This is a genomic window from Chryseobacterium sp. BIGb0232 (genome assembly GCF_024810195.1).
Lineage (GTDB): Bacteria > Bacteroidota > Bacteroidia > Flavobacteriales > Weeksellaceae > Chryseobacterium > Chryseobacterium pennae.
The window spans coordinates 59,091-85,536 of sequence record NZ_JANUEH010000017.1 but is presented as its reverse complement, the minus strand read 5'-3'; the positions used below and the strand labels follow the sequence as shown (position 1 = coordinate 85,536).

Annotated in this window: 23 protein-coding genes and 3 tRNA genes; 11 read left to right on the top strand and 15 right to left on the bottom strand. The window is 35.1% G+C overall.

Annotated features, from left to right (window positions below; translation table 11 throughout):
• Window positions 1-7: 7 nt before the first annotated feature.
• Both M2372_RS24920 and M2372_RS24915 read right to left on the bottom strand, forming a co-directional pair.
• Entirely contained in the window at window positions 8-1,642 is a 1,635-nt protein-coding gene (locus M2372_RS24920) for a DUF4270 family protein (protein ID WP_123321717.1), read from the bottom strand.
• 14 nt (window positions 1,643-1,656) lie between these two features.
• A complete protein-coding gene (locus tag M2372_RS24915) occupies window positions 1,657-2,427 on the bottom strand; it encodes a glycogen/starch synthase (protein WP_115973909.1) in 771 nt (256 codons plus the stop codon).
• Between the two features lie 171 nt (window positions 2,428-2,598).
• Here M2372_RS24915 and panC point away from each other — a divergent pair, with 171 nt between their 5' ends.
• Window positions 2,599-3,447 carry a pantoate--beta-alanine ligase gene (panC, locus tag M2372_RS24910; protein WP_115973910.1) on the top strand — a complete coding sequence of 283 codons (849 nt, stop codon included), beginning with the start codon at window positions 2,599-2,601 and terminating at the stop codon, window positions 3,445-3,447.
• A gap of 255 nt (window positions 3,448-3,702) precedes the next feature.
• On the opposite strand, the gene M2372_RS24905 is transcribed toward panC, so the two are convergent.
• The 3 genes from M2372_RS24905 to M2372_RS24895 form a co-directional block, all read right to left on the bottom strand.
• A tRNA-Lys gene (locus M2372_RS24905) sits at window positions 3,703-3,775 on the bottom strand.
• A gap of 58 nt (window positions 3,776-3,833) precedes the next feature.
• Window positions 3,834-3,916, bottom strand: a tRNA-Leu gene (locus M2372_RS24900).
• A gap of 35 nt (window positions 3,917-3,951) precedes the next feature.
• Window positions 3,952-4,024: transfer RNA gene (locus M2372_RS24895), tRNA-Lys, on the bottom strand.
• A gap of 115 nt (window positions 4,025-4,139) precedes the next feature.
• Between M2372_RS24895 and M2372_RS24890 the strand changes: the two genes are divergently transcribed.
• Window positions 4,140-4,655, top strand: coding sequence for a shikimate kinase (locus M2372_RS24890; protein WP_115971900.1), 516 nt, complete (start codon window positions 4,140-4,142; stop codon window positions 4,653-4,655).
• 12 nt (window positions 4,656-4,667) lie between these two features.
• Here the strand turns inward: M2372_RS24890 and M2372_RS24885 are convergent, their stop codons facing one another.
• Window positions 4,668-5,105, bottom strand: coding sequence for an RNA-binding S4 domain-containing protein (locus M2372_RS24885; RefSeq protein ID WP_123321718.1), 438 nt, complete (start codon window positions 5,103-5,105; stop codon window positions 4,668-4,670).
• A 55-nt stretch (window positions 5,106-5,160) separates the two neighbouring features.
• Between M2372_RS24885 and M2372_RS24880 the strand changes: the two genes are divergently transcribed.
• Window positions 5,161-5,919 carry a hypothetical protein gene (locus M2372_RS24880; RefSeq protein WP_123321719.1) on the top strand — a complete coding sequence of 253 codons (759 nt, stop codon included), beginning with the start codon at window positions 5,161-5,163 and terminating at the stop codon, window positions 5,917-5,919.
• Between the two features lie 287 nt (window positions 5,920-6,206).
• Here the strand turns inward: M2372_RS24880 and M2372_RS24875 are convergent, their stop codons facing one another.
• The 5 genes from M2372_RS24875 to M2372_RS24855 form a co-directional block, all read right to left on the bottom strand.
• A complete protein-coding gene (locus M2372_RS24875; RefSeq protein ID WP_123321720.1) occupies window positions 6,207-7,724 on the bottom strand; it encodes an FMN-binding glutamate synthase family protein in 1,518 nt (505 codons plus the stop codon).
• Between the two features lie 53 nt (window positions 7,725-7,777).
• Entirely contained in the window at window positions 7,778-9,124 is a 1,347-nt protein-coding gene (gene mtaB, locus M2372_RS24870) for a tRNA (N(6)-L-threonylcarbamoyladenosine(37)-C(2))-methylthiotransferase MtaB (RefSeq protein WP_123321721.1), read from the bottom strand.
• Window positions 9,125-9,190: 66 nt separating this feature from the next.
• Complete coding sequence (locus tag M2372_RS24865; RefSeq protein WP_123321722.1) at window positions 9,191-9,781, bottom strand: DUF1572 family protein; 591 nt, start codon at window positions 9,779-9,781, stop codon at window positions 9,191-9,193.
• A 95-nt stretch (window positions 9,782-9,876) separates the two neighbouring features.
• On the bottom strand, window positions 9,877-11,979 hold the full coding sequence (locus M2372_RS24860; RefSeq protein WP_123321723.1) for a T9SS type B sorting domain-containing protein: 2,103 nt from the start codon (window positions 11,977-11,979) through the stop codon (window positions 9,877-9,879).
• A gap of 159 nt (window positions 11,980-12,138) precedes the next feature.
• A complete protein-coding gene (locus tag M2372_RS24855; protein WP_123321724.1) occupies window positions 12,139-12,936 on the bottom strand; it encodes a hypothetical protein in 798 nt (265 codons plus the stop codon).
• A 202-nt stretch (window positions 12,937-13,138) separates the two neighbouring features.
• Between M2372_RS24855 and glgP the strand changes: the two genes are divergently transcribed.
• Window positions 13,139-14,806 carry an alpha-glucan family phosphorylase gene (gene glgP / locus M2372_RS24850; protein ID WP_123321725.1) on the top strand — a complete coding sequence of 556 codons (1,668 nt, stop codon included), beginning with the start codon at window positions 13,139-13,141 and terminating at the stop codon, window positions 14,804-14,806.
• A gap of 67 nt (window positions 14,807-14,873) precedes the next feature.
• Here the strand turns inward: glgP and M2372_RS24845 are convergent, their stop codons facing one another.
• Together M2372_RS24845 and M2372_RS24840 are read right to left on the bottom strand one after the other, a co-directional pair.
• Window positions 14,874-15,062 carry a DUF6496 domain-containing protein gene (locus M2372_RS24845; RefSeq protein ID WP_123321726.1) on the bottom strand — a complete coding sequence of 63 codons (189 nt, stop codon included), beginning with the start codon at window positions 15,060-15,062 and terminating at the stop codon, window positions 14,874-14,876.
• A gap of 11 nt (window positions 15,063-15,073) precedes the next feature.
• Window positions 15,074-15,547, bottom strand: coding sequence for a hypothetical protein (locus tag M2372_RS24840; protein WP_115971910.1), 474 nt, complete (start codon window positions 15,545-15,547; stop codon window positions 15,074-15,076).
• A gap of 148 nt (window positions 15,548-15,695) precedes the next feature.
• Between M2372_RS24840 and M2372_RS24835 the strand changes: the two genes are divergently transcribed.
• Window positions 15,696-17,825: a S9 family peptidase gene (locus tag M2372_RS24835; RefSeq protein WP_123321727.1), complete on the top strand. Its 2,130-nt coding sequence runs from the start codon at window positions 15,696-15,698 to the stop codon at window positions 17,823-17,825.
• 119 nt (window positions 17,826-17,944) lie between these two features.
• On the opposite strand, the gene M2372_RS24830 is transcribed toward M2372_RS24835, so the two are convergent.
• Together M2372_RS24830 and M2372_RS24825 are read right to left on the bottom strand one after the other, a co-directional pair.
• The gene (locus M2372_RS24830) at window positions 17,945-18,772 is read right to left on the bottom strand and encodes a GLPGLI family protein (protein ID WP_123321728.1); all 828 of its coding nucleotides are present in this window, start codon (window positions 18,770-18,772) and stop codon (window positions 17,945-17,947) included.
• A gap of 63 nt (window positions 18,773-18,835) precedes the next feature.
• Window positions 18,836-19,045, bottom strand: a complete 210-nt coding sequence (locus tag M2372_RS24825; RefSeq protein WP_123321729.1) for a bacteriocin-like protein — start codon at window positions 19,043-19,045, stop codon at window positions 18,836-18,838.
• Window positions 19,046-19,151: 106 nt separating this feature from the next.
• Here M2372_RS24825 and M2372_RS24820 point away from each other — a divergent pair, with 106 nt between their 5' ends.
• From M2372_RS24820 to M2372_RS24795, 6 genes are all read left to right on the top strand, one after another.
• Window positions 19,152-19,547 carry a helix-turn-helix domain-containing protein gene (locus M2372_RS24820; protein ID WP_123321730.1) on the top strand — a complete coding sequence of 132 codons (396 nt, stop codon included), beginning with the start codon at window positions 19,152-19,154 and terminating at the stop codon, window positions 19,545-19,547.
• A gap of 191 nt (window positions 19,548-19,738) precedes the next feature.
• Window positions 19,739-21,394 carry a peptide MFS transporter gene (locus tag M2372_RS24815; RefSeq protein WP_115972003.1) on the top strand — a complete coding sequence of 552 codons (1,656 nt, stop codon included), beginning with the start codon at window positions 19,739-19,741 and terminating at the stop codon, window positions 21,392-21,394.
• Window positions 21,395-21,531: 137 nt separating this feature from the next.
• Window positions 21,532-23,286: a peptide MFS transporter gene (locus M2372_RS24810; protein WP_115971912.1), complete on the top strand. Its 1,755-nt coding sequence runs from the start codon at window positions 21,532-21,534 to the stop codon at window positions 23,284-23,286.
• Between the two features lie 59 nt (window positions 23,287-23,345).
• On the top strand, window positions 23,346-24,338 hold the full coding sequence (locus M2372_RS24805) for a YhcG family protein (RefSeq protein ID WP_123321731.1): 993 nt from the start codon (window positions 23,346-23,348) through the stop codon (window positions 24,336-24,338).
• Window positions 24,339-24,361: 23 nt separating this feature from the next.
• On the top strand, window positions 24,362-25,837 hold the full coding sequence (locus M2372_RS24800; protein WP_115971914.1) for a peptide MFS transporter: 1,476 nt from the start codon (window positions 24,362-24,364) through the stop codon (window positions 25,835-25,837).
• Window positions 25,838-25,878: 41 nt separating this feature from the next.
• A complete protein-coding gene (locus M2372_RS24795) occupies window positions 25,879-26,412 on the top strand; it encodes a thioredoxin fold domain-containing protein (protein ID WP_123321732.1) in 534 nt (177 codons plus the stop codon).
• The last annotated feature ends 34 nt before the right edge of the window (window positions 26,413-26,446 follow it).

Sequence of the window (26,446 nt, the reverse complement as noted above, 5' to 3'; positions counted from 1 at the left end):
TTGTGTTTTATTTATTATTTGTTGAATAAGTAACTCTCAACCTTGCTCTAGTACTTTGCTTAGTCTTGTCTGTTCCTATAAATACCATTCTGTTCATGTCTGTAGCACGCGTTGTCACTAGCGGACCATATGCTGCTCCAGCTGGATTTTTCACAAATCCTCCTGCGTTGATAATTAGCGGAGCATTTTTAGCAACACTATAATCTTTAACTTCAACAATATCCTTAAGAGCTTGTGTTACTGTAAAATCATAATAATCAACTTCATTATTAGCATTCTTCTTATAGTAGTATATAGGGAACCCTTTTTGTGAATCTGATGTAAAAGCCCATTTTGAGTAGTCTATTGTTACTTTATCATCTTTAAAGGTGATTGGAGAAACGATAAACTTACGGTCAGCATCTGTAAAATTAGGTTGAGTCCACGTATTCTTTTTATCAACGAACAATCTGATCTTAGCCCCCACAATACCTGCTTTCTTATCAACAAACATCTGTCTAAGACTATCAATAGTTGAATCAGGAATTTTCAATCCTATCGAAGCACCTCCCATTCCCTGAAGGAAAAGAACTTTGTCTCCTTCTGTTTTGTTGGGACTCTGCAATGCAGCTTGATAAGTAGCAGACCTTTCATATTCATACTGACCGATATGAGTATTGATACTTCCCAAATTAAATTTAAGAGAAGTCTGTGGTCTGGTTACTACACCATTATCTGTTTTATCATATTTGTAGTACATGATAATGTCTGTATCATTAGGAGAGATCTGGAAAAGGTAACCGTCTTTATCTTCAACTGAAATTCTGATTCCTTTAAAGTATCTTGTAAAATTAGCTGCATCTTTCAGATCAGCAGATCCTTTTTTATCAATAATACGCTTCTGGAAAAAATCTTTATCCAACGGCATTCTGAATCCCAGTGCTCCGGTAAATACATTAGAATTATCTGATCTTTTGGTAACTGTTACAGTGCTTATATTTCCATCAAAAGAAGCAGATCCTAGCAAATCACCTATACCAACAGTTACATTGGAACGGCTGAAAACATCCGGCATGTTTGGATTCAAAAATGTAGTAATCTCATTTACGTTAATTTTCATTGATTTAACATAACGGCCATATTTACGAACCGGGTAAGATTTTTTCTCTATTGAAACAGGTACTTTTTCTGTACCAATCATGAAGTCATCTTTATCATAAGCACCCGGTGCTTTTAGTGAATCAGCAATATAGTAGGTGTTCTCTGCAGTATTTGCTGGAGTTTTTAAAACTAAAACTACAGAATCGACCTGTGGTTTTGGTCCGTCAAAATCGAAGTTATCCACCGGCATTCTCAACTGAGTAATATAAGAAGCTTTCTGCATTCCAAACTGACCTTCATTAAAGGCACCCAGAACTGCAGAGAAATTTGATCCTGCCTGGGTAGCTCCGGTTAAAAGTCTCGCAGCATCACTTCTGATGGAATCATTATTACTGATATTATAAGCTATAACCTCACGCAGGCTTTCATTACCTGTAGCCGCATCTTGATCAAAGAGTTGCTTACCAAGAGAATCCGGATCAGGTTCGCAGTTATAAAGTATTGCACTTCCGAAAACCGCCAATAGAAGCATGGCGAACGTTCTTTTAAGAGTATGAGTCATTAAAAATGTGTTTTTTAATAAAGTTGATTTATAGAATCTACGTCCAGATACTCAGACTTTTGAGTCGCTGTTTCATTAAAGGCCTGATCCAGGTCTTCATCAAGGAATTCATCTCCTTTCACAACAGTATCTACATAGTTCATGCTTTCGATAACAAAACTTTTGATTGTTGGGTTATCTAACGCTTTTAGACCTGAAATATTATCAAACTTCAGCTTTTCATCGATCTTTTTATCAAGATCCGCGTCTTTCTCATTGTATAGGGAAAGAACAATTTTAGCATCCTTGAAATAAGTATCTGATTCGTAGTAAGTTTTAAGATAAACTGGAACAAATGAAGACATCCATCCGTTCAAATGAATAACATCCGGAACCCAGTTGAGCTTCTTGATCGTTTCAATCACTCCTCTTGCGAAGAAAATAGCTCTTTCGTCGTTATCTTCGAAAGGAGTTCCTTCATCATCGAAATAATATTGTTTTCTTTTGAAGTATTCTTCATTGTCAATAAAGTAAACCTGAAGTCTTTCCCCCGGAAGAGACGCTACTTTAATGATAAGTGGTTGATCCAGATCATTGATAATAATATTCATCCCTGAAAGACGGATTACTTCATGAAGCTGGAATTTTCTCTCACTTATTTGTCCAAATCTTGGCATAAAAACTCTTACATCATTGCCTTCATTGTGCATCTTAAGCGCCATTTTGTTTACCACAGTGGCCATATTTGTATCTTCCTGGTACGGATACATCTCTGTAGTAATGTACAGTATTTTTTGATTCGGCATAAACTTTCTATCTAATTTTTGTAAAAATGCTTTAATGTGCAAAATTACAAAAAAACATCCAACATTATTTTAATTAACATTTTTTTACGAAAATTCCCTTTTCCAAATTGGTAAAAACACATTTTATTATATGATATTTTTAGTATTTTTGAATAAGTATTAAAATAAACTATGGAAGTTATAAAAAACAGGAAAACACTTCAGGATTTCATTGAAAGACAGAAGGAAATGGGAAAAAGAATTGGCTTTGCCCCTACGATGGGAGCTCTGCACAAGGGACATCTTTCCCTGTACGAAGAAGCAAAAAAGGAGAATGACCTTGTTATTTCTTCAATTTTTGTAAATCCAACCCAATTCAACAACCCTGAAGATCTTGAAAAATACCCTAGAGATATCAACAGAGACATCATGATTCTAGAAAGCTCAGGACTTGTAGATGCCGTTTATATTCCTGAAATCATAGATATTTATCCCGAAAAAGCAGAAAGTCAGCATTATGATTTTGATGGCCTGGAAAATGAAATGGAAGGTAAATCCAGACCAGGACATTTTGATGGAGTAGGAACCGTTGTAGAGGAGTTATTCAGACAGGTAAAGCCTGACAATGCTTATTTTGGAGAAAAAGATTTCCAACAGCTTGCCATCATCAGAAAGATGGTTGACAAAAAACAGCTTCCCGTTAAAATAAAAGGGGTTTCTATTTACAGAGCAGATAACGGACTGGCTTTAAGTTCAAGAAACCAAAGACTTCATGAAGACAGAAAAGATACTTCTAAAATTATTTACGAAACACTAAAGAAAGTAAATGACTGGTTCAGAACTGTTAGTATTCCTGAAATTAAAGAAAGGGTAACTGATATTTTTGACAATCAACAGGGAATGCAATTGGAATACTTCCTGATCGCAGACGAAAATACCTTACAGGAAACTGATTTCTTTTACAAAGACAGAAATTTCAGAGCCTTTATCGTTGTCGTTGTGGATGGAGTAAGATTAATAGATAATATGCATCTGGATTAACATTATTAAAGACCATCGTCTAATAAAAATACAGCTCTGATCATTTTATGACCAGGGCTTTTTATTTTAATCAGCTTAAAATCTCTTACTTGCTGTTAAGCCTTCATTAATAATACTGATATCATTCAGTAATATTACATCATTCATTTTATCCTTGGCTTTAACACAAAAAATCAAAGGCCTCCGGAAGGAAGCCTTTGAAACACCAAATCACAAAATATTAATATGAAAAAAATTTACTTTTCAGTAAACTTGTGACCCGGCTGGGATTCGAACCCAGGACCCATACATTAAAAGTGTATTGCTCTACCAGCTGAGCTACCGAGTCGGCCACAATCAGGAATAAATATAGAGAAATATTCCGGATTATAAAATTTTCTTTGCAGTGCCTGCGACTGGACTCGAACCAGCACATCCTTAGGAAACCACCCCCTCAAGATGGCGTGTCTACCAATTTCACCACGCAGGCAATAAAATCACCATAAAAGTAATTTTTATTGCTAGTGACCCGGCTGGGATTCGAACCCAGGACCCATACATTAAAAGTGTATTGCTCTACCAGCTGAGCTACCGAGTCGGCCACTTATTAAACAAGTTTTCATTTAAGTAATGTCCCTTGTTTTAAGTGGTGCAAAGATATAACTTTTTTCTTTATCTCAAAACTTTTTCGCAAATTTGTTTAAAAAAAATTCATGATAATTTCACTAATTGGATACATGGGCAGTGGCAAATCCCACATTTCCAAAATTTTAAGCGATAAAATCGATTTCAAACTCATTGATCTTGATAAAGAGATTTCCAGAAGGAACAAATTAAGCATTCCCGAAATATTTGAAAAAAAGGGAGAAATTTATTTTAGAAAACTGGAAAGAGAAGCACTTGAAGAAATATTGGCTTCTGAAGAAAATATTGTATTAAGCCTCGGAGGCGGAACTCCTGTTTATTATAACAATATGGAGATCATCAATCATAATTCTAAAAGTGTTTTTTTAAGAACTTCTGTAGGGACATTGGCAGAGAGAATCTCTAAACAGAAAGAAAAAAGACCTTTAATCGCCAATATTTCCGATGAAGACCTTCCAGAATTCATTGCCAAGCATTTATTTGAAAGAAATCAGTTTTACAGTAAAGCCCAGTTCACTGTTGGAACCGATGCCAGAGAACCTGAAGACATCGTTAAAGAAATAGTAGAAAAGCTCTATCTCTAGAGCTTTTTTATTTTAATTGTCCTCTCCAGATTCATCATTTGTTTCTCCGAAGAAATCATCCCAATCGGTAAAATCAGCATCAACATCGTTGCCTACATAATCATCCATATCTCTTCTGTCTTTTTTCGTAGGCCTTCCTTCTCCTTTGTTTCTGTAATAATCCTGGGTCATTTTACGAAGCTTTAATAGTTCGTACTGCTCTTTATCTGTCACATCCTGTATATGAAGCGGAACCAGTTTTGCTCCCATCCTGCTTTTAGGAATCTGAAGCACTTTTATTTTATAATCAATCTGATTCTTACGGATTTTAATAATATCCCCTTCTTTTACCTCCTTAGATGACTTTACGGCGGATGTTCCAATGGAAACTCTGTTCTTTTTAATCTCCTCTGTTGCAATACTTCTCGTCTTATAAAAACGAATGCTCCATAAAAATTTATCTATTCTCATATTTTTTTATACTTTTGCCGTTATATTATTTGTAAAGTAATTAAAGTTTTTTGAAATGAAAAAAATATTTTTATATATCCTTGTAGGATCTTTGTGTTTCTCTGCTTGTAAAAAAGATGATGAGATAGCATTTTATACAGAAACGCGAGACCTTACCAACCAAAACGGTGATGATGATCAGGCCATTAAAAAATTCATGGATGAGAATTATCTTGATGCAGCGGGAAATATAAAACCTTTTAGTGCTACGGACACTGCTGATGATCATGAAAAGAAATTATCACAACTTAATCCTGTGACTCTTCCATCGGGAACTATTTACATCATGAGAGATGGAGCACAACCTGCTGTAAGTAATCCTATTCAGGATAAGGATATCATCAGAATCATGGGAAGAGCATACACATTCCTATCCAGAAACAATAATGGAGTTGTTTCATTTATTGAACAGGTTGGTTTTTTTAATACCATAGAGGGAGGAAGTACTGTTCCAGTAATTGATCCAATGTATTACTATACTAAGAAAAAGGTCATGGACGACGCGACAGTGGCAACAGCAAAAAAAGCAAGTTACTATCAAATACCAGGATTCAGGGAAGCATTACAAAAGTTCAGTGCTTTTAATCTACCTGATGAGGCACCTTATAATCTACAGGGAGTAATTATTGTTCCATCAAGAGCAGCTTTTGCAAGAAACAGTTTTTATCCATATCTGGGTATAGATTACTCAAACAGATCTTTTGTTTTCAACTTTCAGATCTACGGAAGAGAAAACAGACCAGCTGATCAAATACAAACACCTGAACAGCAATAAAAAACAAACATAAAAAAACCGTCTTAGGACGGTTTTTTTTATGCCAAATCGGAAATTTAAGATATCTATCTCTTGTTGTAAAGATCAAAAACAATGAGTATTATATCTTTTCACTCGTCGTTTCATTATAACTCGAGATTAAACATATATTTATTTCATTCTTTTGAGTTCAATAATCAATAGGATCAGACTTCAAACTTATCTGATCTCAGGCATAAAAAAAAACAGATTAGTATATTTCTAATCTGTTTTTTCATAAAGCAACTTTTAGAGCTACTCAATATTTTTTAAGATCTTGCTTTCTGTTTTACATTTCCTAAAATATCAGGGAAATAAAGGTCTGCAAGGTGGTCGAATTCATCTCCCCTCATAAACATAGTAGCATCTACTTCTTCATATGAACTTCTTCCTGCTGCTGCAATCAATTCATTGCAGGTATGAAGGGTATTTTTATGGAAATGATATACTCTTTCTGCCTTATCTGTTACATCAAGCCCTTTAATAAGCATTTTATCTTGCGTAGCCACTCCAGTAGGACAGTTGTTGGAATTACATCTTAAAGCCTGAATACATCCCAATGAGAACATAAATCCTCTTGCATTATTACACATATCCGCACCCATTGCTACAGCTCTTAATATATCCAAACTTGTAAGTACTTTACCGCTGGCAATAACTCTTAATTTGTTTCTTAGGTTATAGTTATTAAGCGTTCTGTTGACAAAGATCAAAGCTGGCTCCAAAGGCATCCCTACTCCATCTGAAAATTCCGGTGGTGCCGCTCCGGTTCCTCCTTCTGCTCCATCAATGGTTATAAAGTCAGGGTAAATCTTCAGTACATTCATTTGTACACAGACATCTTCAAATTCTTTGGTATCACCAATACAAAGCTTAAACCCGACAGGCTTTCCTCCTGAGAGTTCTCTTAATTCCTGTACAAATTTCAGCAATCCGGCAGCATTTGAAAATGCAGTATGCGATGGCGGAGAAATAATGGTAATTCCTGGCTTTACATGACGAATGGCTGCAATCTCAGGTGTATTTTTCACCCCCGGAAGTACTCCTCCGTGTCCTGGTTTAGCTCCCTGTGATAATTTAATCTCAATCATTTTCACATTAGGAAGCGTTGAATATTTTTTAAATAATTCAGGGTTAAATTTTCCTTCTTCGTCACGGCATCCAAAATATCCTGTACCAATCTGCCAGCATAGGTCTCCTCCTTCCAAATGGTGGGGAGAGATCCCTCCTTCTCCTGTATTATGGAAGAAATTTCCTTTTTTAGCACCTCTGTTCAATGAAATCTGTGCTCTGTCACTTAATGCTCCAAAACTCATTGCTGAGATATTGAATAAAGAAGCATGATAAGGCTGTGTACATTGCTCCCCTCCTACCCAAACTCTTGGAAGCTCTTCTGATGGAGATTTAGCATAAATAGAATGCTTGATTCCTTCATATTTTCTGTGATTCACTTCCAACTGTGTTCCAAAAGCCACAGTATCACTAAGATTTTTAGCACGTCTGTATACTGCAGAGCGTTGATTTCTTGGGAACGGCTTCCCGTCTGTCTCCCTTTCAATGAAATACTGCTGCATTTCGGGTGATATACTTTCGAAAAAATACCTGAAGTACCCCAGTACCGGGAAGTTCCTCAAAATGGCATGTTTCGATTGGTAAGCATTGTAAACACCCAATGCATAAATAGCGGATAGCAGCGTCGGTATCCAATAATGCGCTTTTATCAGCAGCGCTACAATCCAGGTAGCAACTACTAATACAATTCCCCAAGATAAAAACTTATCTCTCATGAATGTAGTATTTAAAGTTTAAAAATAAATTTAGTGGAAATTTTGCAAAGAGCCTATGCTTTTGCTAAAAAATTTTGGTAGGAAGATTGCACAGAAACCGTGCCATCTGACAGGATTTTTTCTAAATTTAGAAATTCAATTTGATTTACGAATGCAGGATCAAAGTCTTTCTGGACTCTCACATAGTTTTCTGTGAAGCCAAACATTTTCCCGTCTTTATTTTCGTGCTCCCAAAGTACAGGAAGCGTTTTTCCAAGTTGAGTCTGATAAAATGCCATTTTCTTCTTTTCAGAAAGAATTCTCAGCATTTTATTACGTTTTTTTCTTTCCGCTACCGGAATTACTCCTTCCATTTCGGCTGCCTCTGTATTTTCTCTTTCAGAATAAGTAAATACATGAAGGTAGGTAATAGGAAGTTCATTAAGGAAATTATAAGTCTCCATAAACTTCTCTTCTGTTTCTCCAGGGAATCCAACAATAACGTCCACGCCAATAGCAGCGTCAGGCATTACCTCACGGATTTTGTTCACCCTGTCATTGTAAAGTTTAGTCAGATAACGACGTTTCATTTTTTTCAATAAATCATCGCATCCTGATTGTAACGGAATATGAAAATGCGGAACAAAGCTTCTGCTTTTAGAAACCAGTTCAATACTTTCATCCTTTAAAAGATTAGGTTCAATGGAAGAAATACGGATTCTTTCGATTCCTTCTACTCTATCCAATTCTGAAATAAGATCCAGAAAAGTGTGCTCATGTCTTTTATTTCCAAACTCACCTTTACCATAATCACCGATATTGACTCCGGTAAGAACGATTTCTTTGATGTCTCTTGCTGCAATTTCTGTCGCATTTCTAAGAACATTCTCGATGGTGTCTGAACGGGAAATCCCTCTTGCCAACGGAATGGTACAGTACGTACATTTGTAATCACATCCATCCTGAACTTTCAGAAAAGCTCTTGTTCTGTCTCCTATAGAATAACTTCCGATAAAGAAGTCGGTTTCTTCAATCTCACATGAATGAACAATTCCCTCATTATCTGATTTTTCCAGATCATCCAGGTAGCTTAAGATATTAAACTTCTCCTTAGCTCCCAATACAAGATCTACTCCTTCAATCTGGGAAATTTCTTCGGGCTTCAGCTGTGCATAACACCCAACAATAACCACCAATCCATCAGGATTCGCTTTCATTGCTCTTTTTACGTGAAGCTTACACTCACGGTCTGCATTTTCAGTAACTGAGCATGTATTGATGACATAAATGTTAGCCTTTTCATCAAAGCTCACCTTATCGTAACCTGCATCTGTTAATTGACGGGCAATAGTAGATGTTTCTGCAAAATTTAATTTGCAGCCAAGTGTGTGATACGCGGCAGTTCTTTGAAAAGTAGACATGTGTTACTCCTGAATTTTATGGGTGCAAAGATAGTAATTTTAATAATAATCCAATATTGATTCAGTCTATTGTTTATATTCATCCCTTACTTCCGGGCTGTTTTGAAAGCAGACTGGTGATGAATTGCTCTTTTGTTCTTCTCCAGGAAATTTGCTTTTCATTTCAGTATTAAATTCCTGAGATTTATTTCTGGCAATAGAAAGTGTACTCCAGTCATCATTTTTAATCATTTTAGCAATATAAACAATCTGTCCGATGTGATACGGATAATGGGCAAGCTGTCTGAAAACCGCATCAATAACAGAATGAGCCTCTCCTCTTATAGAGATTGTAGCATAAAGGTTTTCTTCGTTGATCTGATCTAAGGCTTCAAAAAAACATTTCCATCCTTTTTCCCAGAATTCAAGAACTTCATCTTTAGTTTTAAAGGTATTCACAAATTCTTCATCACGATTACGCCATGATTTCTCTCCGTCTTCACTAAGAAAATTAGTCCATCTCGACAGCATATTTCCTGCAATATGATGTACAATAACTGCTATAGAATTACTTTCTTCATTATACTGCCAGAAAATCTGTTCATCTGATAATTGTACAAATGACTTATCACCAAGGGATTTATAATATTCAAAGCGTTTTACAAACAGATCTTTCATTCTTTCTATTTTGATAACTAATGTAAAAAATTCAAAAAGAAAAACCACCTCTTCCGAAATGGTTTTATCTATGGATTTTATTTATAACATAATAGTTATTCCCGGTTTTTAACCAATACCCATCCTGTAAATTTAACAGGAGTATTCTTTTTATCATTCTCATTCCACAATACGGAATACCAGTAAGTACCTGTAGGAACTTTTCTTCCTCCTACAGCCCCGTCCCACTTATATCCATTCAACTTATCAGCCTGATGAATCTTGGTTCCATATCGGTCAAAAACATTAATTATCAGATTTTGTTTGCCTGCCAGCGCTGAATAATCAATCACATCATTTACGCCGTCAGCATTTGGAGTGATTACATTAATCAGATTTGGAATAACAACTTCTACCTTTACAGGCTCACAATTATAGGCGTCTTTTACAAGTATCTTATACTCTCCTCTTGGAAGACTGGTAAAAACATTAGAATCCTGCCATATAATATTATCCAGCGAATATTGATAAGGTGGCATACCTCCTATTACAGATACAGCCACTGTACTATTGGAAATCTCAATATTAGAAATAACAGGCACTTCAGATGGAATTACTTTTACTGTCTGTGTAGTGAAACAGTCCCCCGTTTGAAGTTTTACCCAATATACCCCAACTCCTACAGTAACAGTTTTAGTTGTTGCTCCGGTACTCCACAGGTAGCTTTTGAATCCAGGTCCGGCATCCAGGGTGGTTTTACTTTCTACACATATGATTTTATCCTGAAGCACATCAGAGTATTTCGGCGGAGTCACTTTTAAATTCACTTTAGCAATAGCATAACATCCCCGGGCATTGGTAACCCTTACATACACTACTCCATTAGGAGCAATATATGTCATTGCTGCTGTAATCTCATTGGTCTGATTGATTGCATCGGCTTCGGATGGATAATATTTTTTATCTGTATTATCAGGAGTTGTTACCGGAGCATTGTTAAGGTTAAAAGATCCGGTACTCGGATTGGATTCTATGAAACATGAAGTCAAAGTTGCTTCAAAAACAACAACTACAGGATGGAATTTCAAAGTAATTTTTGCGACTGAACTGCAGCCAAATTCTGACGTAACTTTTACATAAACAATTCCTTCTGCAGATACAAATGCTGTAGGATTTGTAATCTCATTAATTCCTGAATTAAGATCAAACATACTGTTATAGTACCTTTTTGTAACACCTGTAATTGCTATAACATCGGCGTTAGTCAGGTTAAAAAGAGCCGTTCCTGCATTATTATTGTTACATTCCGTTAATGTGGCATCTTTTGCTTTAATTGAACCGTCTTTGAATTTAAACTTTCCGGTCTGTTTACATTTATTGAGCGGGCTGATCGGATTCGTTGGGTCTGTATAACTTATACTATAATAAAAAACAGTATTTGTATTGACAGTTTGGGGAGTTGTAATAGGGTTATTTCCTGTTAATGCATCATTTGCACTGGTATGATAACTTACATTAAAATCTGGATTCCCATTAATAATGCCCGTTGATAAAGTACTGAAGTTAAATACAACAGTAGATCCACAAATAATAACCTCTCTCGGATCTGCAGGATTAGCACCGGGGATTCCCGGTGGAACAAAGGGATTAGGCTGAATATTAGGATCTGTAAAAGGAGATGCTAAGGTTGCCGTTCCACCCCATGTTAATGAGAAAGGAGCTGTTGTACTACTCGTACCGCTTACCCAGTTATCAATAAATAAGTAATAGGTTTCTCCGGGGAGCACATCCAAATATTTACAATAAGGCGTTGATGACCCCCCAATTCCATTCGTGATAGTGCTCGTCATATTTAATCCTGTTGCAGCTCCCACTCCCACCACTGTTGCAGCATTGCAACGTATGGCAGATCCGAGGCTTCCGCAATTCACATTCGGACCGAAGATAGCCCAGTCATAATCTGCATCCTGATTATTGGGAACGAGATCAAATGTAAGAGTGCCTCCTGTAGCAATAGTAATTTTATACCAGATCGAATTATGTTCTCCTGATATATCTATACAAGTTCCGGAATTTACCATTTCTTTGATAGTACCATACCCTGAAGGACTGTATGTAATATTCGAGTTTCCACAAACAGCCAGTGCCGTAGCACAATCTTGTTGAGAGTATAGAAAATGGGAAATGTATAGAAAAGTAAATAGTAAAATTTTTCTCATAGATATATTTGTTTTGATGGTTAAGTCATTTTGAGTCAGACTAATATCCGATTTATATCAAATATACCTATTATTTAATTACAAATATAAAAAATCAAATATTTTTTGCGAAGTTCAGAATAAATCCCATTATTAATTAAAAATTCAACACCAAAACAACTATTTTATACTTGTAATATTACCACAGAGATTTTCCAGGTGAAAAATTTTATGGAAAGGGCTTTTCACTTCTTTCAGATGTTCTTTATCCTGAATGAATGTATATCTTGAAGCAATGGAATTCATATCCGAAACAATCACCAGCCAGCATTCATCCACAGAACTGTCATAATAAGGAAATTTTTCATTTTTCTTTTCAATGAGTTCAAGAATTTTTTCTGAGCAGAGTTCATCAAAAAGATTCATACTGTATTCATGAGTAATGAAAACATTTCTTCTGTGAAAAGACTTTCTTACACTTTTCACACAGCCTATTCCTTTATTTTTTTTTATACTTTTATAAATATTGATAATATCTTCCTCCTGCTCTTCCAGATTATCCAGCTTTAGATTCGGGTGAAACTCTAAAAAATAAACACCACGATATTTCGTAGTGTCTTCCTGTTCTAATAGTATTTCTGCCTGACGGAACATTTTATTCAAAGTACTTTCCACCTTCTTCATTTCCAGATGATTGATCACTTCGGTCAATTCTATTCCGATTTTTTTGTCGTTCAGTTTTGCGATAAAGTCCGGACTTTCGCAGGTAAGGTTTTCAAATTTCACATCGGGAAAATGATGCATAAAAGAGTTGAGAAGAAGGATCTCCGACTTCTTTCTGTATTTTTCACGGTCATGAAGTGGGGACTCATCTATGGTACGGTGATACTTCTCTATGGGCTTTTTTTTCAAATGCCGGTTCAGGTAATATAAACTCAGATTCTTAATCAGATCTTCATCAGAAAACGTCTTTTTCATGTGTGATTTTTTTATTTAATTAAACACATGTGGCCATTGGCTTTCACCATTAAAAGTTTTTGATAATCAAAATTTTACACTCTTAAAGATAGGTAAAAAAACTATTCAACGCTTACTTTTAAAATTAATTTATTGATTAATTAATGTAAAGTTTATTTTCATTATTAATACCTTTGTCTTTTCAAACACAAACCAGCATTCTATGGATTTTAGGAATTTTAAAACACCCTACAGTATCAATCCCCAATATTCAAAAAAAACAGCCTATTTCTCAATGGAATTTGCCCTTGAGCAGGTGTTAAAAATATACTCCGGAGGACTTGGCTTTTTGGCCGGATCCCACATGCGAAGTGCCTATAATCTGAAACAGGACCTTATCGGAATCGGTATTCTTTGGAAGTTTGGATATTATGACCAGGCCAGAAACCACGATCAGACCTTACAGCCGGTATGGACAAAGAAAATGTACAGCTTTCTTGAGGATACCGGAATAAAATTTCAGATCGAAATTCACAGCGCTCCTGTTTGGGTAAAAGTATGGTATCTTGATCCTGAAATCTTCAATACAGCACCTATGTTTTTTCTCTCTACAGATGTTCCTGAAAACGATCACGTTTCAAAAACCATCTGCCACAAGCTGTATGATGCGAATGAATCTACTAAACTTGCTCAATATATCTTGCTTGGAAAAGGAGGTGCCAAATTATTGGATGAAATGAACATAGAAAGGGAGGTTTATCATTTAAATGAAGCACATGGACTTCCGGCAGCATTTTATCTGTTAAGAAAATACAACGGAGATCTTAACAAGGTTAAAGAAAAGCTGGTTTTCACAACCCATACTCCGGAAGAAGCCGGAAACGAGAAACATAATTTCAAATTATGTCATGATATGTCTTATTTCTCTGGCTATAGCATGGAAGAGGTAAAGGCTATTGAAGGAACAGATGACGAACGTTTCAATCATTCACTCTGTGCCTTGAAAATGGCAAGGATCGCCAATGGAGTGTCTCAGCTTCATGGAGTGGTTTCCCGTACTATGTGGAACAAATATCCTGGAATCTGTGAAATCACGTCTATTACCAATGCTCAGGAATTCAAATACTGGGCAGACAAGGCACTTTACAATGCAAAAGATGAAAATGATGATATCGTTTTCGATTTCCGTAAAAAGTCTTTAAAGAAAGAGCTGTTCAGTATTGTAGCAGATCAGACCGGAAACCTTTTCAATCCTAATGTTTTCACTATTGTATGGGCCAGGCGATTTGCAGGCTATAAACGAGCCGAATTACTTTTACATGATAAAGACAGATTCTATAGGCTTCTGAACAATCCGAAATATCCGGTACAGATCATCTGGGCAGGAAAACCTTATCCAATGGATTATTCGGCCATTTCTACGTTCAACACTTTGGTTGAAGAGAGTAAGAATCATAAAAATATGGCTGTTCTTACAGGATATGAACTTTCTTTAAGCAAATCCTTAAAGCAAGGTTCTGACCTATGGTTAAACAATCCAAGAGTTCCGAGAGAAGCCTCAGGAACTTCAGGAATGGCAGCCGCTATGAACGGTTCTGTCAACTTATCAACAGATGACGGCTGGATCCCGGAATTTGCAAAACACAGAGAAAATTCTTTTGTAGTTCCAAAAGCCGATTACCTGAATATGAGCATCTACGAACAGGATAATTATGATTTAAATACATTATACGAAATCCTTGAAAATGAAATCCTTCCCACTTATTATGATAACCCGGATCAGTGGAGAAAGATTCAGTATAATGCTATGAACGATGTAAAAGATCACTTCAATAGCGACAGAATGGCGGATGAATATTATAGAGTGCTTTATAATCAGACCAATAATTAATCTGATATTACTCCTTCATCATATAAATAAAAGACCTGGAAAAATTCCAGGTCTTTTATATTTAAAATTACTTACTTCTCTTTTTGGCCGGCACCTTCAACCCTTTTTCATTTGCTTCAGAAATACCGATAGCTACAGCCTGTTTTCTACTCGTTACTTTTTTTCCGGAAGAAGATTTCAATTTTCCTTCCTTGAATTCATGCATTACTTTTCCTATTTTGTCCTGAGCTTTGTCTGAATATTTGGTTTTGCTCATGATAAGAATTTTTAAGATTTTGGCAGGGATACCCCCAGTTCATAAACTCTGGCATGTTTCAAATACTTTGAACGCTCTCTTGATGTCACCGATTGAAACTGATCATTTTTGATCACAATAATCGGGTCTTCTATATTTTCAATTTCAAAGTTGGCAAAATATCTTTCATCCGGACTGGTTTTATCATTTTTTGCCTTAATCTTCTGCAGTTCATCTGCATATTTTCTAAATCCGGGATCAGATGAATGGATAAATTTATACTCATCGCCTGCATACACATAGTAATGAATTTTCTTCTCTATCAAACCGGCTTCATCTGTAATTTCTGGGTTATCGTTTCCGTCTTTAAACCCTACTTCCACTAATATTCCACCTTTTTTGCTGGCACATTCCTGTGCATCATTAAAACTGGAAAAACCTGTATAAACAATTCGGTCGTTCAATACATATCGGTTCAGTTTCTGGTTGTATGCATTCGTTTCCATAATTATCCTTTTTGATTGATTGGTAATTATATACTTCAATTTTTTTGCCAAATTGCCTTTTTTAAAAAAAATCACAACAATGTCTTAGATTTGTTTTATATGGTTATATAAGTAAGATTTATTAAATTTGGAATCATTAAAATTAGAAATGAAAAAACTACTCTTAACTTTGACTATAGCAGCGGCATTTCATAATGTGTCAGCCCAGGAAATAACTTTAGATAAAATTTATTCAGGATACTACCGTGGTAAAGGTATTGCCGGGATTACTTCCATGAAAAACGGTGAGAATTACCTTGTTATTGAGCCGTCAGGAATTGCAAAATATTCTTATAAAACATCTCAAAAAGAAGGAAATATCGTGGATGGAAGCTTTGAAAGCTATGTATTCTCTGATGATGAGTCTAAAATTCTTTTGCAGAAAGAAAGCCAGCCTATCTACAGACATTCATTCCTGGGAAAATTTGAAGTAAAAGATTTAAAATCAGGGAAAGTAATCAGTTTAAATGAGGGAAAGCCTGTTCAGGAACCTGGCTTTTCACCTGATGCCACAAAAGTAGCTTTCATTTCTGATAACAATTTATTCTATCAGGATCTAGTATCAGGAAAAATCACTCAAATTACTACTGACGGTAAGAAAAACTCTATTCTTAATGGGTTGGCAGACTGGGTATATGAAGAGGAATTCGGACATGCAAAGCTATATGAATGGACAAAAAACTCTGATGCCATTGTATTTGTAAAATCTGACGAGAGCCAGGTTCCTGAGATTTACATTCCTATCTACGGAAAAAATCTTTATCCCACAGAAATGCGTTACAAATATCCTAAAGCTGGAGAAAAAAATTCTGTAGTTTCAGCACAGCTGTACCGTCTTGATACAGGAAAAGCAATACAGCTGAACTTAGGTTCTTTCAAAAACTATTATATTCCTAATGTTTTACAGACTGCAAAAGCAGATGAAATGGTTTTAATAACATCTGAAAGAATTCAAAATGCTTCAGATGTTTTAAAAGTGAATACTAAAACAGGAGCTGTACAAAAATTGTTCACGGAAACAGATGATAAGTGGATTGAAACAGACAGTCCTACCATTGAATTCCTTGATGATGATTCTTTCCTTTGGGCTTCTGAAAGAGACGGAAACCGCCATTTATATTGGTATGATAAAGATGGGAAACTAAAAAAACAGGTTACAAAAGGAAATTGGGAAGTAACCGACTACTATGGTTTTAATCCAAAATCTAAAGAGATCTACGTTCAGACTACAGAAAAAGGGAGTATCAATAAAGTGGTTTCTAAAGTGAATATTGAAAACGGAAAGTCTCAGCTGATTTCTAATGCAGAAGGAAACAACTCTGCGAATTTCAGTAAAAACTACAATTATTTCATTGAAACTTCTTCTACTGCTGCAAAACCGTATACTTACGTCTTAAAAGATGGTAATGGAAAAACAGTAAAGGAGCTTCAGAATAATAATGATCAGCTTCAGAAACTGAAATCCGATAATTTTGTTGAGAAGGAATTCATCACCATTCCTAATGCTGTAGGTGATCAGATGAATGCCTGGGTAATGAAGCCTAAAAATTTCGATCCTAATAAAAAATATCCGTTATTCATGTTCCAATATTCCGGCCCGGGATCCCAGCAGGTTGCCAACTCATGGGACAATGGAAATGCCATGTGGTTCAATCACCTTGTACAGAAAGGATACATTGTGGCTTGTGTAGATGGACGTGGAACAGGTTATAAAGGAGCAAAATATAAAAAGGTGACTTATATGAACCTTGGAAAATATGAGATTGAAGACCAGATTACTGCCGCAAAATGGTTCGGAAACCAATCTTATGTTGACAAAAGTAGAATCGGTATGTTCGGATGGAGCTTTGGAGGTTATATGACCAGCTTAGCCATGACAAAAGGTGCGGATGTATTCAAAATGGGAATTGCTGTAGCACCGGTAACCAACTGGAGGTATTATGATTCAGTATATACAGAAAGATTCATGAGAACGCCTCAGGAAAATCCTGATGGATATGATAAGAATTCTCCTACTGAGTATGCGAACCTATTGAAAGGAAAATTCCTTTTAATCCACGGAACTGCCGATGACAATGTACATTTCCAAAATTCTATGGAATTATCTGAAGCTTTGATTCAAAATAAAAAACAATTTGATTTCATGGCTTACCCGGATAAAAACCACGGAATCTATGGTGGACAGACAAGGCCACAATTGTATCAGAAAATGACGGATTTTATTTTAGAGAATTTATAAAAATTATATATTTAAAAATAAATTAAGAACCCTTTCAGGATTTGAAAGGGTTCTTTTCATTATACATACACATACACTAAGGATATTAATTAATTTTCTAATAATATAGAACTATTGCTTTAATTATCTTTCAACAAATCAATCTCAATAATATTATTATCTTTTTTAATCCTTTCCTTTGCTAACTTATCCACTTCCCTTACAATTTCTGCTCCTTTATGAAAATTACCAGAACTATCTTTTTGATCCGGAATTTTACCAGCTAAATAAAGTTGTCTTGTTTCAGAGCCTGGATCTTTTCTATATTTTTTGAACAATTCTATAAATTTATCCTGTGTCAGATATAGTTCATTAGATCTTGAATCTAATTCTGGATATTGACTACTACCAATAACTTTTTTAATACCAACGAGTTCAAAAATATGACTGTTAGTCGAATCTTCAATCTTGACAATTAGCCCCGGAAGACCATTAAATTTATATGGCCCGTCTTGAATTGGAAGATCGGTAGCAAACCATGCTGTCCAATTTCGACCACCAAAATTACATTTTGCTCTTTGAGCTGTTAATTCTCCAACCTTTTCTTTATCAGGAAAAATTTGCCAATTTATTTTCCGGCTTTCTTCTACCTTTATTTTTCCAATACCATAATCATTAGTTTTAAAAAAAACTTTACCTGCTTTTTTTTCTATTCTATATAAAATATCGGCATTCGGAATATAAAATTTCCCTTTTTTTGATTCTGCAATAGATATTGAATCCTCGATATACTTATTTCGGCTATAAAATAATGATTCATTATTAATCACATCCAAAAACATTAAATCCTTAATTATATTCGATTTATTAGTTGAATCAGGTACATATTTATATTCATAAATAAATCTGCTATTCTGAGCTGACAATAGCTGGCAAAAGAAACAAAGAAAAAACAATATTTTTTCCATAGTATTAAATATAAAAGTACAGCCAATGCAATATCAGCTGTACTAAATTAAAAGTTAATAATATTATGCATTAACTAAATGTGATCCTGCTGCACAAGAAACGGTACCAGATTGTTCAACGGAAACTGTCACAGTAGCACTACATATCTGTGGGTTTCTGTCAGAGCAACATTTATAACTACAACCTTCATCAGCAGTTAATACATTTGGAGATTCTCCTCCGCCTTTTAAATCTTTTAAATTTTCTCTAGAAAGTCTTTTTAAATTTTTCATAACAATGTTTTTTTTGATTATTTGTCATTATTGACATTTTCAAAGCTAAAAATAAAATTCAAACAAAAGTGAAATATTTATGGTAATTTTCTTGCAAAATAGGTACATGTTTTGCATATTTGTACAAAACATTAGAAATGATGGTACAGGAAAACTCAGAAACCTACGTAAACAAAAAGGCATGTCACAAGAAAAGATGGCTAAAGCAATATCTACAGACCCTTCGAATTATTCCCGCAAAGAGCGTGGAGAAGTAAGAATTCATGATGATGAATGGCAAAAACTAGCAGAAGCTCTTGATGTTCCTGTTGAAGACATTAAAGAGTATGAAAGTAAATTTTCTATCAATAATGACAATTCTACTTTCCATGATAATTCCGGAAATTATAATCAATATTTCAGTATCTCTAACTCTATTGTGGAAAACCTTCAAGATTATATAAGTCTTTTAAAGAAGGAAATCCATGAATTAAAAGAAGAAATTAAGATTTTAAAATCTTAATTTCATTCAATAAAACCACAAAATTTGGTTAAAAGTAAGATTGAAAATCTTTTTACTTTATAAACATACTAAAAATCTTCTGATCGAGTCGGAAGATTTTCTATTTATTTCATTAATCATTTCGTCCACTATTATTTATTTTATCAATTGAAATTAAAAACTTATTTTTGGGGAAATTGAAATTTGAATATATGAAGACTAAACATCCTAAAGGGCTGCCTTATCTTTTCTTTACAGAAATGTGGGAGCGTTTCGGGTACTACCTGATTCTTGGAATCTTTGTTCTGTATGTCATCGAACCTACCGGTATGAAAGGAGGTCTGGGACTGCCAGATAAAACTGCTGATGATATTTTCGGAACTTATATTGCATTAACTTATCTTACTCCATTTATTGGAGGATTCTTAGCGGATAGAGTTTTAGGATATATAAAATCTATTTACCTTGGTGGTTTCTTAATGGCTGCCGGATATATAGGAATGGGTGTTTTCAAAGATTTGCCTTTATTCTACTCCTCTCTGGCATTAATTATCATTGGTAACGGTTTCTTTAAACCTACTATTTCTACCCTTTTAGGAAATCTTTATTCTGAAGAACCATATAAAGCAAACAAGGATTCGGGGTATAATATTTTCTATATGGGAATCAATATCGGGGCATTTATCTGTAACATTATTGCAGCATTTATGCGTAATAAGTTTGGTTGGGGTGAAGCTTTCATTACTGCCGGAGTCGGGATGCTTATCGGGATGGTAATTTTCACGATCGGAAGAAAGCACTATATCCATGCAGCACAGATGAAACCTGTACAGGAAGGTGATACAAAACTTTCTGAAATCATGCTTAAAGTATTTGTTCCTGCTATTGCTGCCGGAGCTATCGGTTGGTTTATTCCTAACAATATTTTTGGAAGTGACAGTACAGATGCATTTATTTTTGCTTGTGTTCCTGTTATTTACTTCTATGCTTCTCTTTACTTTAAAGCTAAACCTGATGAAAAAGCATCCATTGGAGCATTACTTTCTGTATTTCTTATCAGTATGTTCTTCTGGGCAGTTTTCAAGCAGAATGGTACTGCTTTAACGAGATGGGCTAATTATTATACAGACAGAAGCGTTCCTGTTTCTTTGGAAAAGCCTTTGGAAGGAATCTACATGGTTGATGGGAAAAGCTACGAAAACAAAGAAGTTCCTGTGTATGATAACCAATTCCGTTCTCAGAAAGATGACAACGGAAATACTAAAAAAGAAACAGGAAAAGATGTTTACTTTAAAAATATCACCCCGGAACAACGTGCTGCTTTAGAAAAAAATCCTGAAAGTAAAGTTTACTTATACAATACAGAGCTGTTCCAATCCATCAATCCATTCTGGGTGATTGCATTAACTCCGGTTGTGGTAGGGTTCTGGGCGCTGTTAAGAAGAAAAGGTAAAGAACCTTTAACACCTACCAAGATCGTTCTGGGATTATTTATTTCAGGGTTATCATGCCTTGTCATGGTTCTGGCAGTAATGGCTGGTGACAACGGAGCTGTAAAAGTTTCTCCTTTATGGCTGGTAGCCAGTTACGGAGTCATCACTATTGGAGAGTTATGTCTTTCACCAATGGGACTTTCATTCGTTTCCAAGCTTTCCCCTGCAAGGATTACAGCTTTAATGATGGGTGGGTTCTTCCTGGCTAACTCAGTAGGAAATAAACTTTCCGGCATTCTGGCGAGTACATGGTATAACTATGAAAACAAAACGAATTATTTCCTTGTGAATTTTGCTTTGTTAATATTTGCTACACTTTTAGGCCTTTCAATGCTAAAAAGATTAAATAAAATCATGAAGGAAAAAGGACATTAATCCTTGATATTATAAAGAATAGAAAGCTGCGGACTGAGTCTGCAGCTTTTTTATTTAAAAATAAAATTAAAACCTTGCCAAAAACCCAAAATAAACTATATTTGTCAGTCTTAACAAAAATTAACAATAGAATAAAAATGGATAATATTGAAGCAATAAGTCCGAAACCGGATGAATTGGTAGAGAATAAGAATTCCAGACATCCAAAAGGATTATGGGTTCTATTCGGAACGGAAATGTGGGAGCGTTTCAACTTTTATGGAATGAGAGCACTTTTGACGCTCTTTATGGTAAATTCCTTATTGATAAAAGAAGCAGATGCAGCCATTATCTATGGTGGATTTTTAGCTTTATGTTATTTAACTCCGCTTTTGGGAGGATTTATTGCAGATAAATACATTGGAAACAGATTTGCAATTATCGTAGGGGGATCACTTATGGCCATTGGTCAGTTTCTATTATTCATCAGTGCATCAACGTTCTCTACAGATATTGGAAGTGCTAAGCTTATTATGTGGCTGGCTTTATTTGTTATCATTTTTGGTAATGGTTTTTTCAAACCGAACATTTCATCAATGGTGGGAAGCCTTTATCCGAAACAGGAAAAATCCAAACTGGATTCTGCTTTCACCATTTTCTATATGGGGATCAATATCGGAGCCTTCTTAGGTCAGTTTATCTGTCCTTACGTAGGAGATGTGAAAGATGCTACCACTGGAGTAAGAGATATTTTTGCTTTCAAATGGGGATTCTTAGCAGCTTCAATTGCAATGGTAATCGGAACTGTAACATTCTTTATTCTTAAAAATAAATATGTAGTAACGCCTGAGGGAAGACCTATCGGAGGATTACCGAAGAACAATTCAACTGCAGATTTTGAAGAAGGAGAATCTCAGACAGCAAAATTCTCAGGGGGATTCTTAGGAGCAACTGTAGCTATATTTGTTGTTCTATTCTTTATATTCAGATATTTATTGGTAGGAGAATTCGGATTTAACTCAGTGGAAATGGGGCAAATGATTAAAGGAATCATATATCCATTTATCTATGCTGCTGGTATTTCCTTAGCATTTCTTATCATGTCTTCTGCTGAAAATAAAATTGAAAGACAGAGAATCTGGGTAATTTATATTGTTTCATTCTTCATTATCTTTTTCTGGGCTGCTTTTGAACAGGCAGGGTCTTCATTAACGTTTATTGCGGATAACCAGACAGACAGAAATATTTTTGGCTGGAATATGCCTCCTTCAATGGTTCAGATTTTTAATGGTATTTTCGTAGTTCTGTTAGCAGTTCCTTTCAGTTTATGTTGGGATAAACTGAGAGCAAAAGGGAAAGAGCCGGTATCTCCATTCAAACAAGCAATGGGATTAGCTTTAATTGCTCTTTCTTATTTTATCATCGCACATAACGTTAAAGATTTAGGAAATTCAGGTCTATTAGCCATCAAATGGTTAATGCTTTTATACTTCATTCAAACTTGTGGTGAACTTTGTTTATCTCCAATCGGACTTTCTTTGGTGGGTAAATTAGCTCCAAAAAGATTTGCTTCTTTATTATATGGTGTTTTCTTTATTTCCAATGCTGCCGGATATGCTTTGGCAGGTTCATTAGGAGCGCTTATTCCTGCAACAGGTGATAAGTTTAAGAAAGCTCAGGAAATTGGGGTAAACTTACAGGATGTTTTAGATAAAAAAGTAACTCTTACTACAGATCAGGTTGCAGCATTTGAAAAGGCTCAGCTACCATTACACAACCCTACTTTTGTAGGATTTGAGATTCATAACTTATTTGAATTCTTCATGGTATTCGTTGTACTTTGTGGTATTGCTTCTGTAATCTTAGGCTTACTTTCACCTATCTTAAAGAAAATGATGCACGGTGTAAACTAACTGCATTAACAAAATATGAATAAAACCTCTGCTAAGTCGGAGGTTTTTTTTATTTTCGTATGATGGAAATTTCCGAAGATTCTTTATTCCTATCCGTAAAGGATATCATTAGACAGTCGCGCGAAAAGGTTTTTCGAATAGCGAATTCTACACTACTGCTTACGTATTGGCAGATCGGAAAACTAATAGTTGAAGATGAACAACAGGGGAAAGAACGGGCAGAATATGGAAAATATACTCTAAAAAATCTTTCTCAGAAGCTTACTTTAGAGTTTGGAAAAGGCTTTGATTACACAAACCTTTCTAATATGCGTAAGTTTTACATTGCTTTTCCAATTGTTGACACACTGTCTCAACAATTGAGCTGGTCTCATTACCGACTGCTCTCAAGCCAGGATGATAAGAATAAGAGACAATATTATCTTAATGAAGCAGCACAAAATAACTGGAATGTAAGGGACTTAAAAAGACAAATCAGTTCCCTGGCCTACGAAAGAGTTCTAGAGCATAAAAAATCTCCAACTGAAAGCATCCACAGTGTTTTAAAAGATCCCTATATTTTTGAGTTTCTGGGTTTAAAAGCCGATGAACAGTTTTCAGAAAAAGAAATTGAAACCGCCATCATAGATCATATTCAGAAATTCTTACTGGAATTTGGAAAAGGATTCGCTTTTGTAGCAAGACAACAACATATTTCCACGGATACTTCAGACTTTTATATTGATCTTGTTTTCTACAATTATATCTTAAAATGTTTTGTCATTATCGACCTTAAAACAGGGGAACTTTCTCATCAGGACATCGGGCAGATTGATATGTATGTAAGAATGTATGATGATCTGAAACGAGGTGAAGGAGACAATCCAACAATCGGTATTTTACTTTGTTCTGAAAAGGATGAAACCATTGTAAAATATTCGGTACTTAATGATAAAAATAATTTATTTGCAAGCAAATATCTGCTGTACCTCCCAAAAGAAGAAGAATTAAAACAAATCATCGACCAGGACAGAATCCGTTTTGAACTGGATCAGGAAAATAAAAACCCTTAATTAAAAATTAATCATATATCGTTATGAGCTTAACTCTAGAAGAAATACAAAATTTTAAAGGAAAATATCCAAAGCAGCTTTGGACCTTATTCACCGTAGAAATGTGGGAACGTTTCTGCTTTTATGGTATGCGAGGAGTTCTTACCATTTTCATGGTAGATCAGTTAGGATTACTGGAAGACAAAGCTAATTTACAATATGGAGCCATACAGGCTTTTATTTATGCATTTACTTTTATCGGAGGTATTTTTGCGGACAAAATATTAGGTTTCAAAAAATCTTTGGTTTTTGGAGGAATCATTATGTCCATTGGAAATCTTATTATAGCCTTTTCTCCCCATGACTTCTTTTATTTCGGGATTACCTGTTCTATTATAGGTACCGGATTTTTTAAACCTAACATCTCATCTATGGTTGGAGAACTTTATAAAGAGGATGACCCAAGAAGAGATGCCGGATACGGCCTTTTCTATGCCGGAATCAATATTGGAGGTCTTCTAGGTGGAGCTCTATGTGTTTATCTTGGAAAATATCATTCCTGGTCTTGGTGCTTCCTGGCAGCTGCTGTAGTAATGCTCTTAGGTCTTATTACATTTTTTGCTACCAGAAAAACATTAGGCCCAATTGGTGATTCACCATTGCAGTTCATTCCTAAATCAAAGAGGACATTACGTGAGGTATTGGTATATATTGGAGCATTATTAAGCATGCCACTTATCTTCATCATGGTTAAAAATACAAGCTTTACAGATTATTTCATGTATCTTATTGGTATTGCAGCTGTAGGTTACTTCATCATGGAAACTTTAAAACAGACTTCAGCTTACCAAAAGAAACTGATTGCTGCATTTGTGTTTATATTCATGTATTTTGTTTTCAATTCTATTTATGAACAAAGTGGAGGGTCTTTATCTTTATTTGCAAAAGACAACCTTGTACACAGTCTACTGGGCTTTGGAATGGATCCTAATGTCATTAATAACAGTGCCAATTCTTTCTTTATCATTATTTTCAGCCCACTTATAGGCTTAGCTTGGGTAGGTTTGAATAAAAAGAAATTAGAACCGAATACTGTTAATAAATTTGGAATTGGATTTTTATTTTTAGCTGCAGGATTCTTCTTATTTTATAGTCTGAGATATTTTGCAGGTGCAGATGGAAAATCTTCACTTAACTTATTTACTTTTACATGGCTTGTTATCACTTTCGGAGAATTGTGTTTAGGTCCGATCGGGATGTCTATCATTACCAAATTATCTCCTAAAAAAATGTTTGGAATGATGATGGGGTTATGGTTCTTAGCAAGTGCATTCGGACAGTTTGCTGCTGGAAAAATTGGAGCAAGTTTATCCGAATCCAATACAGGAAATACTAATATGAGTAAACTACTGGCTTATACAGATGGATATAAAACACTGGGTATTTATGCATTAGTTGCCGGAGTGGTATTAATATTGCTATCTTCACTCGTGAAAAAATTAATGCAGGATGTAAAATAGAAAATAAGTAATTATGCTTATTTTTACGTAAATGCCAAATTATGAAGAAAATTTTAAGCATAGTTCTCTTATTATTATTAAATTTTAGTTTTGCACAAACTAAATGGATGACTATTGATGAGGCTCTGAAAGCACAGAAAGTAAATCCTAAAAAGATTCTTATTGATTTTTATGCAGACTGGTGCGGGCCATGTAAAATCATGGATAAAAAGACTTACGGACATCCAGTACTTGCTCAGATTTTAAATGAGAATTTTTATCCTGTAAAATTTAATGCAGAAGAAAAAAAGAGTATTGAAATTTTTGGAAGAACATTTTCCAATCCTAATACAGAACAGAAAAAAGGACGAAACTCTCTACATGAATTTACTCAATATATGAATGTAGGTGCTGTTCCAAGTACTGTATTTCTGGATGAACACGGTGATCCTATTACAATTCTTCAGGGAGAATTATCTGCCAAGGAACTGGAACCTTACCTGGAACTGATCTCAAAGGACCTCTTTAAAAAGATCCGTACCAGAGAGCAGTGGGAAGATTACCAAAAAAAGTTCAAATCTAAAATAAAAGATTAGTACGTAATTCAGATCTCAAACTTTGAATTATCTT

Coding starts and splice junctions, on each gene's coding strand:
- M2372_RS24890 (WP_115971900.1), top strand. CDS start 4,140: ATGATAATTTCACTAATTGGATACATGGGCAGTGGCAAATCCCACATT.
- M2372_RS24860 (WP_123321723.1), bottom strand. CDS start 11,979: ATGAGAAAAATTTTACTATTTACTTTTCTATACATTTCCCATTTTCTA.
- M2372_RS24835 (WP_123321727.1), top strand. CDS start 15,696: ATGAAAAAACTACTCTTAACTTTGACTATAGCAGCGGCATTTCATAAT.
- M2372_RS24795 (WP_123321732.1), top strand. CDS start 25,879: ATGAAGAAAATTTTAAGCATAGTTCTCTTATTATTATTAAATTTTAGT.
- M2372_RS24815 (WP_115972003.1), top strand. CDS start 19,739: ATGAAGACTAAACATCCTAAAGGGCTGCCTTATCTTTTCTTTACAGAA.
- M2372_RS24830 (WP_123321728.1), bottom strand. CDS start 18,772: ATGGAAAAAATATTGTTTTTTCTTTGTTTCTTTTGCCAGCTATTGTCA.
- M2372_RS24825 (WP_123321729.1), bottom strand. CDS start 19,045: ATGAAAAATTTAAAAAGACTTTCTAGAGAAAATTTAAAAGATTTAAAA.
- M2372_RS24800 (WP_115971914.1), top strand. CDS start 24,362: ATGAGCTTAACTCTAGAAGAAATACAAAATTTTAAAGGAAAATATCCA.
- M2372_RS24920 (WP_123321717.1), bottom strand. CDS start 1,642: ATGACTCATACTCTTAAAAGAACGTTCGCCATGCTTCTATTGGCGGTT.
- M2372_RS24865 (WP_123321722.1), bottom strand. CDS start 9,781: ATGAAAGATCTGTTTGTAAAACGCTTTGAATATTATAAATCCCTTGGT.
- M2372_RS24805 (WP_123321731.1), top strand. CDS start 23,346: ATGATGGAAATTTCCGAAGATTCTTTATTCCTATCCGTAAAGGATATC.
- M2372_RS24855 (WP_123321724.1), bottom strand. CDS start 12,936: ATGAAAAAGACGTTTTCTGATGAAGATCTGATTAAGAATCTGAGTTTA.
- M2372_RS24845 (WP_123321726.1), bottom strand. CDS start 15,062: ATGAGCAAAACCAAATATTCAGACAAAGCTCAGGACAAAATAGGAAAA.
- glgP (WP_123321725.1), top strand. CDS start 13,139: ATGGATTTTAGGAATTTTAAAACACCCTACAGTATCAATCCCCAATAT.
- M2372_RS24880 (WP_123321719.1), top strand. CDS start 5,161: ATGAAAAAAATATTTTTATATATCCTTGTAGGATCTTTGTGTTTCTCT.
- mtaB (WP_123321721.1), bottom strand. CDS start 9,124: ATGTCTACTTTTCAAAGAACTGCCGCGTATCACACACTTGGCTGCAAA.
- panC (WP_115973910.1), top strand. CDS start 2,599: ATGGAAGTTATAAAAAACAGGAAAACACTTCAGGATTTCATTGAAAGA.
- M2372_RS24810 (WP_115971912.1), top strand. CDS start 21,532: ATGGATAATATTGAAGCAATAAGTCCGAAACCGGATGAATTGGTAGAG.
- M2372_RS24885 (WP_123321718.1), bottom strand. CDS start 5,105: ATGAGAATAGATAAATTTTTATGGAGCATTCGTTTTTATAAGACGAGA.
- M2372_RS24915 (WP_115973909.1), bottom strand. CDS start 2,427: ATGCCGAATCAAAAAATACTGTACATTACTACAGAGATGTATCCGTAC.
- M2372_RS24820 (WP_123321730.1), top strand. CDS start 19,152: ATGTTTTGCATATTTGTACAAAACATTAGAAATGATGGTACAGGAAAA.
- M2372_RS24875 (WP_123321720.1), bottom strand. CDS start 7,724: ATGAGAGATAAGTTTTTATCTTGGGGAATTGTATTAGTAGTTGCTACC.
- M2372_RS24840 (WP_115971910.1), bottom strand. CDS start 15,547: ATGGAAACGAATGCATACAACCAGAAACTGAACCGATATGTATTGAAC.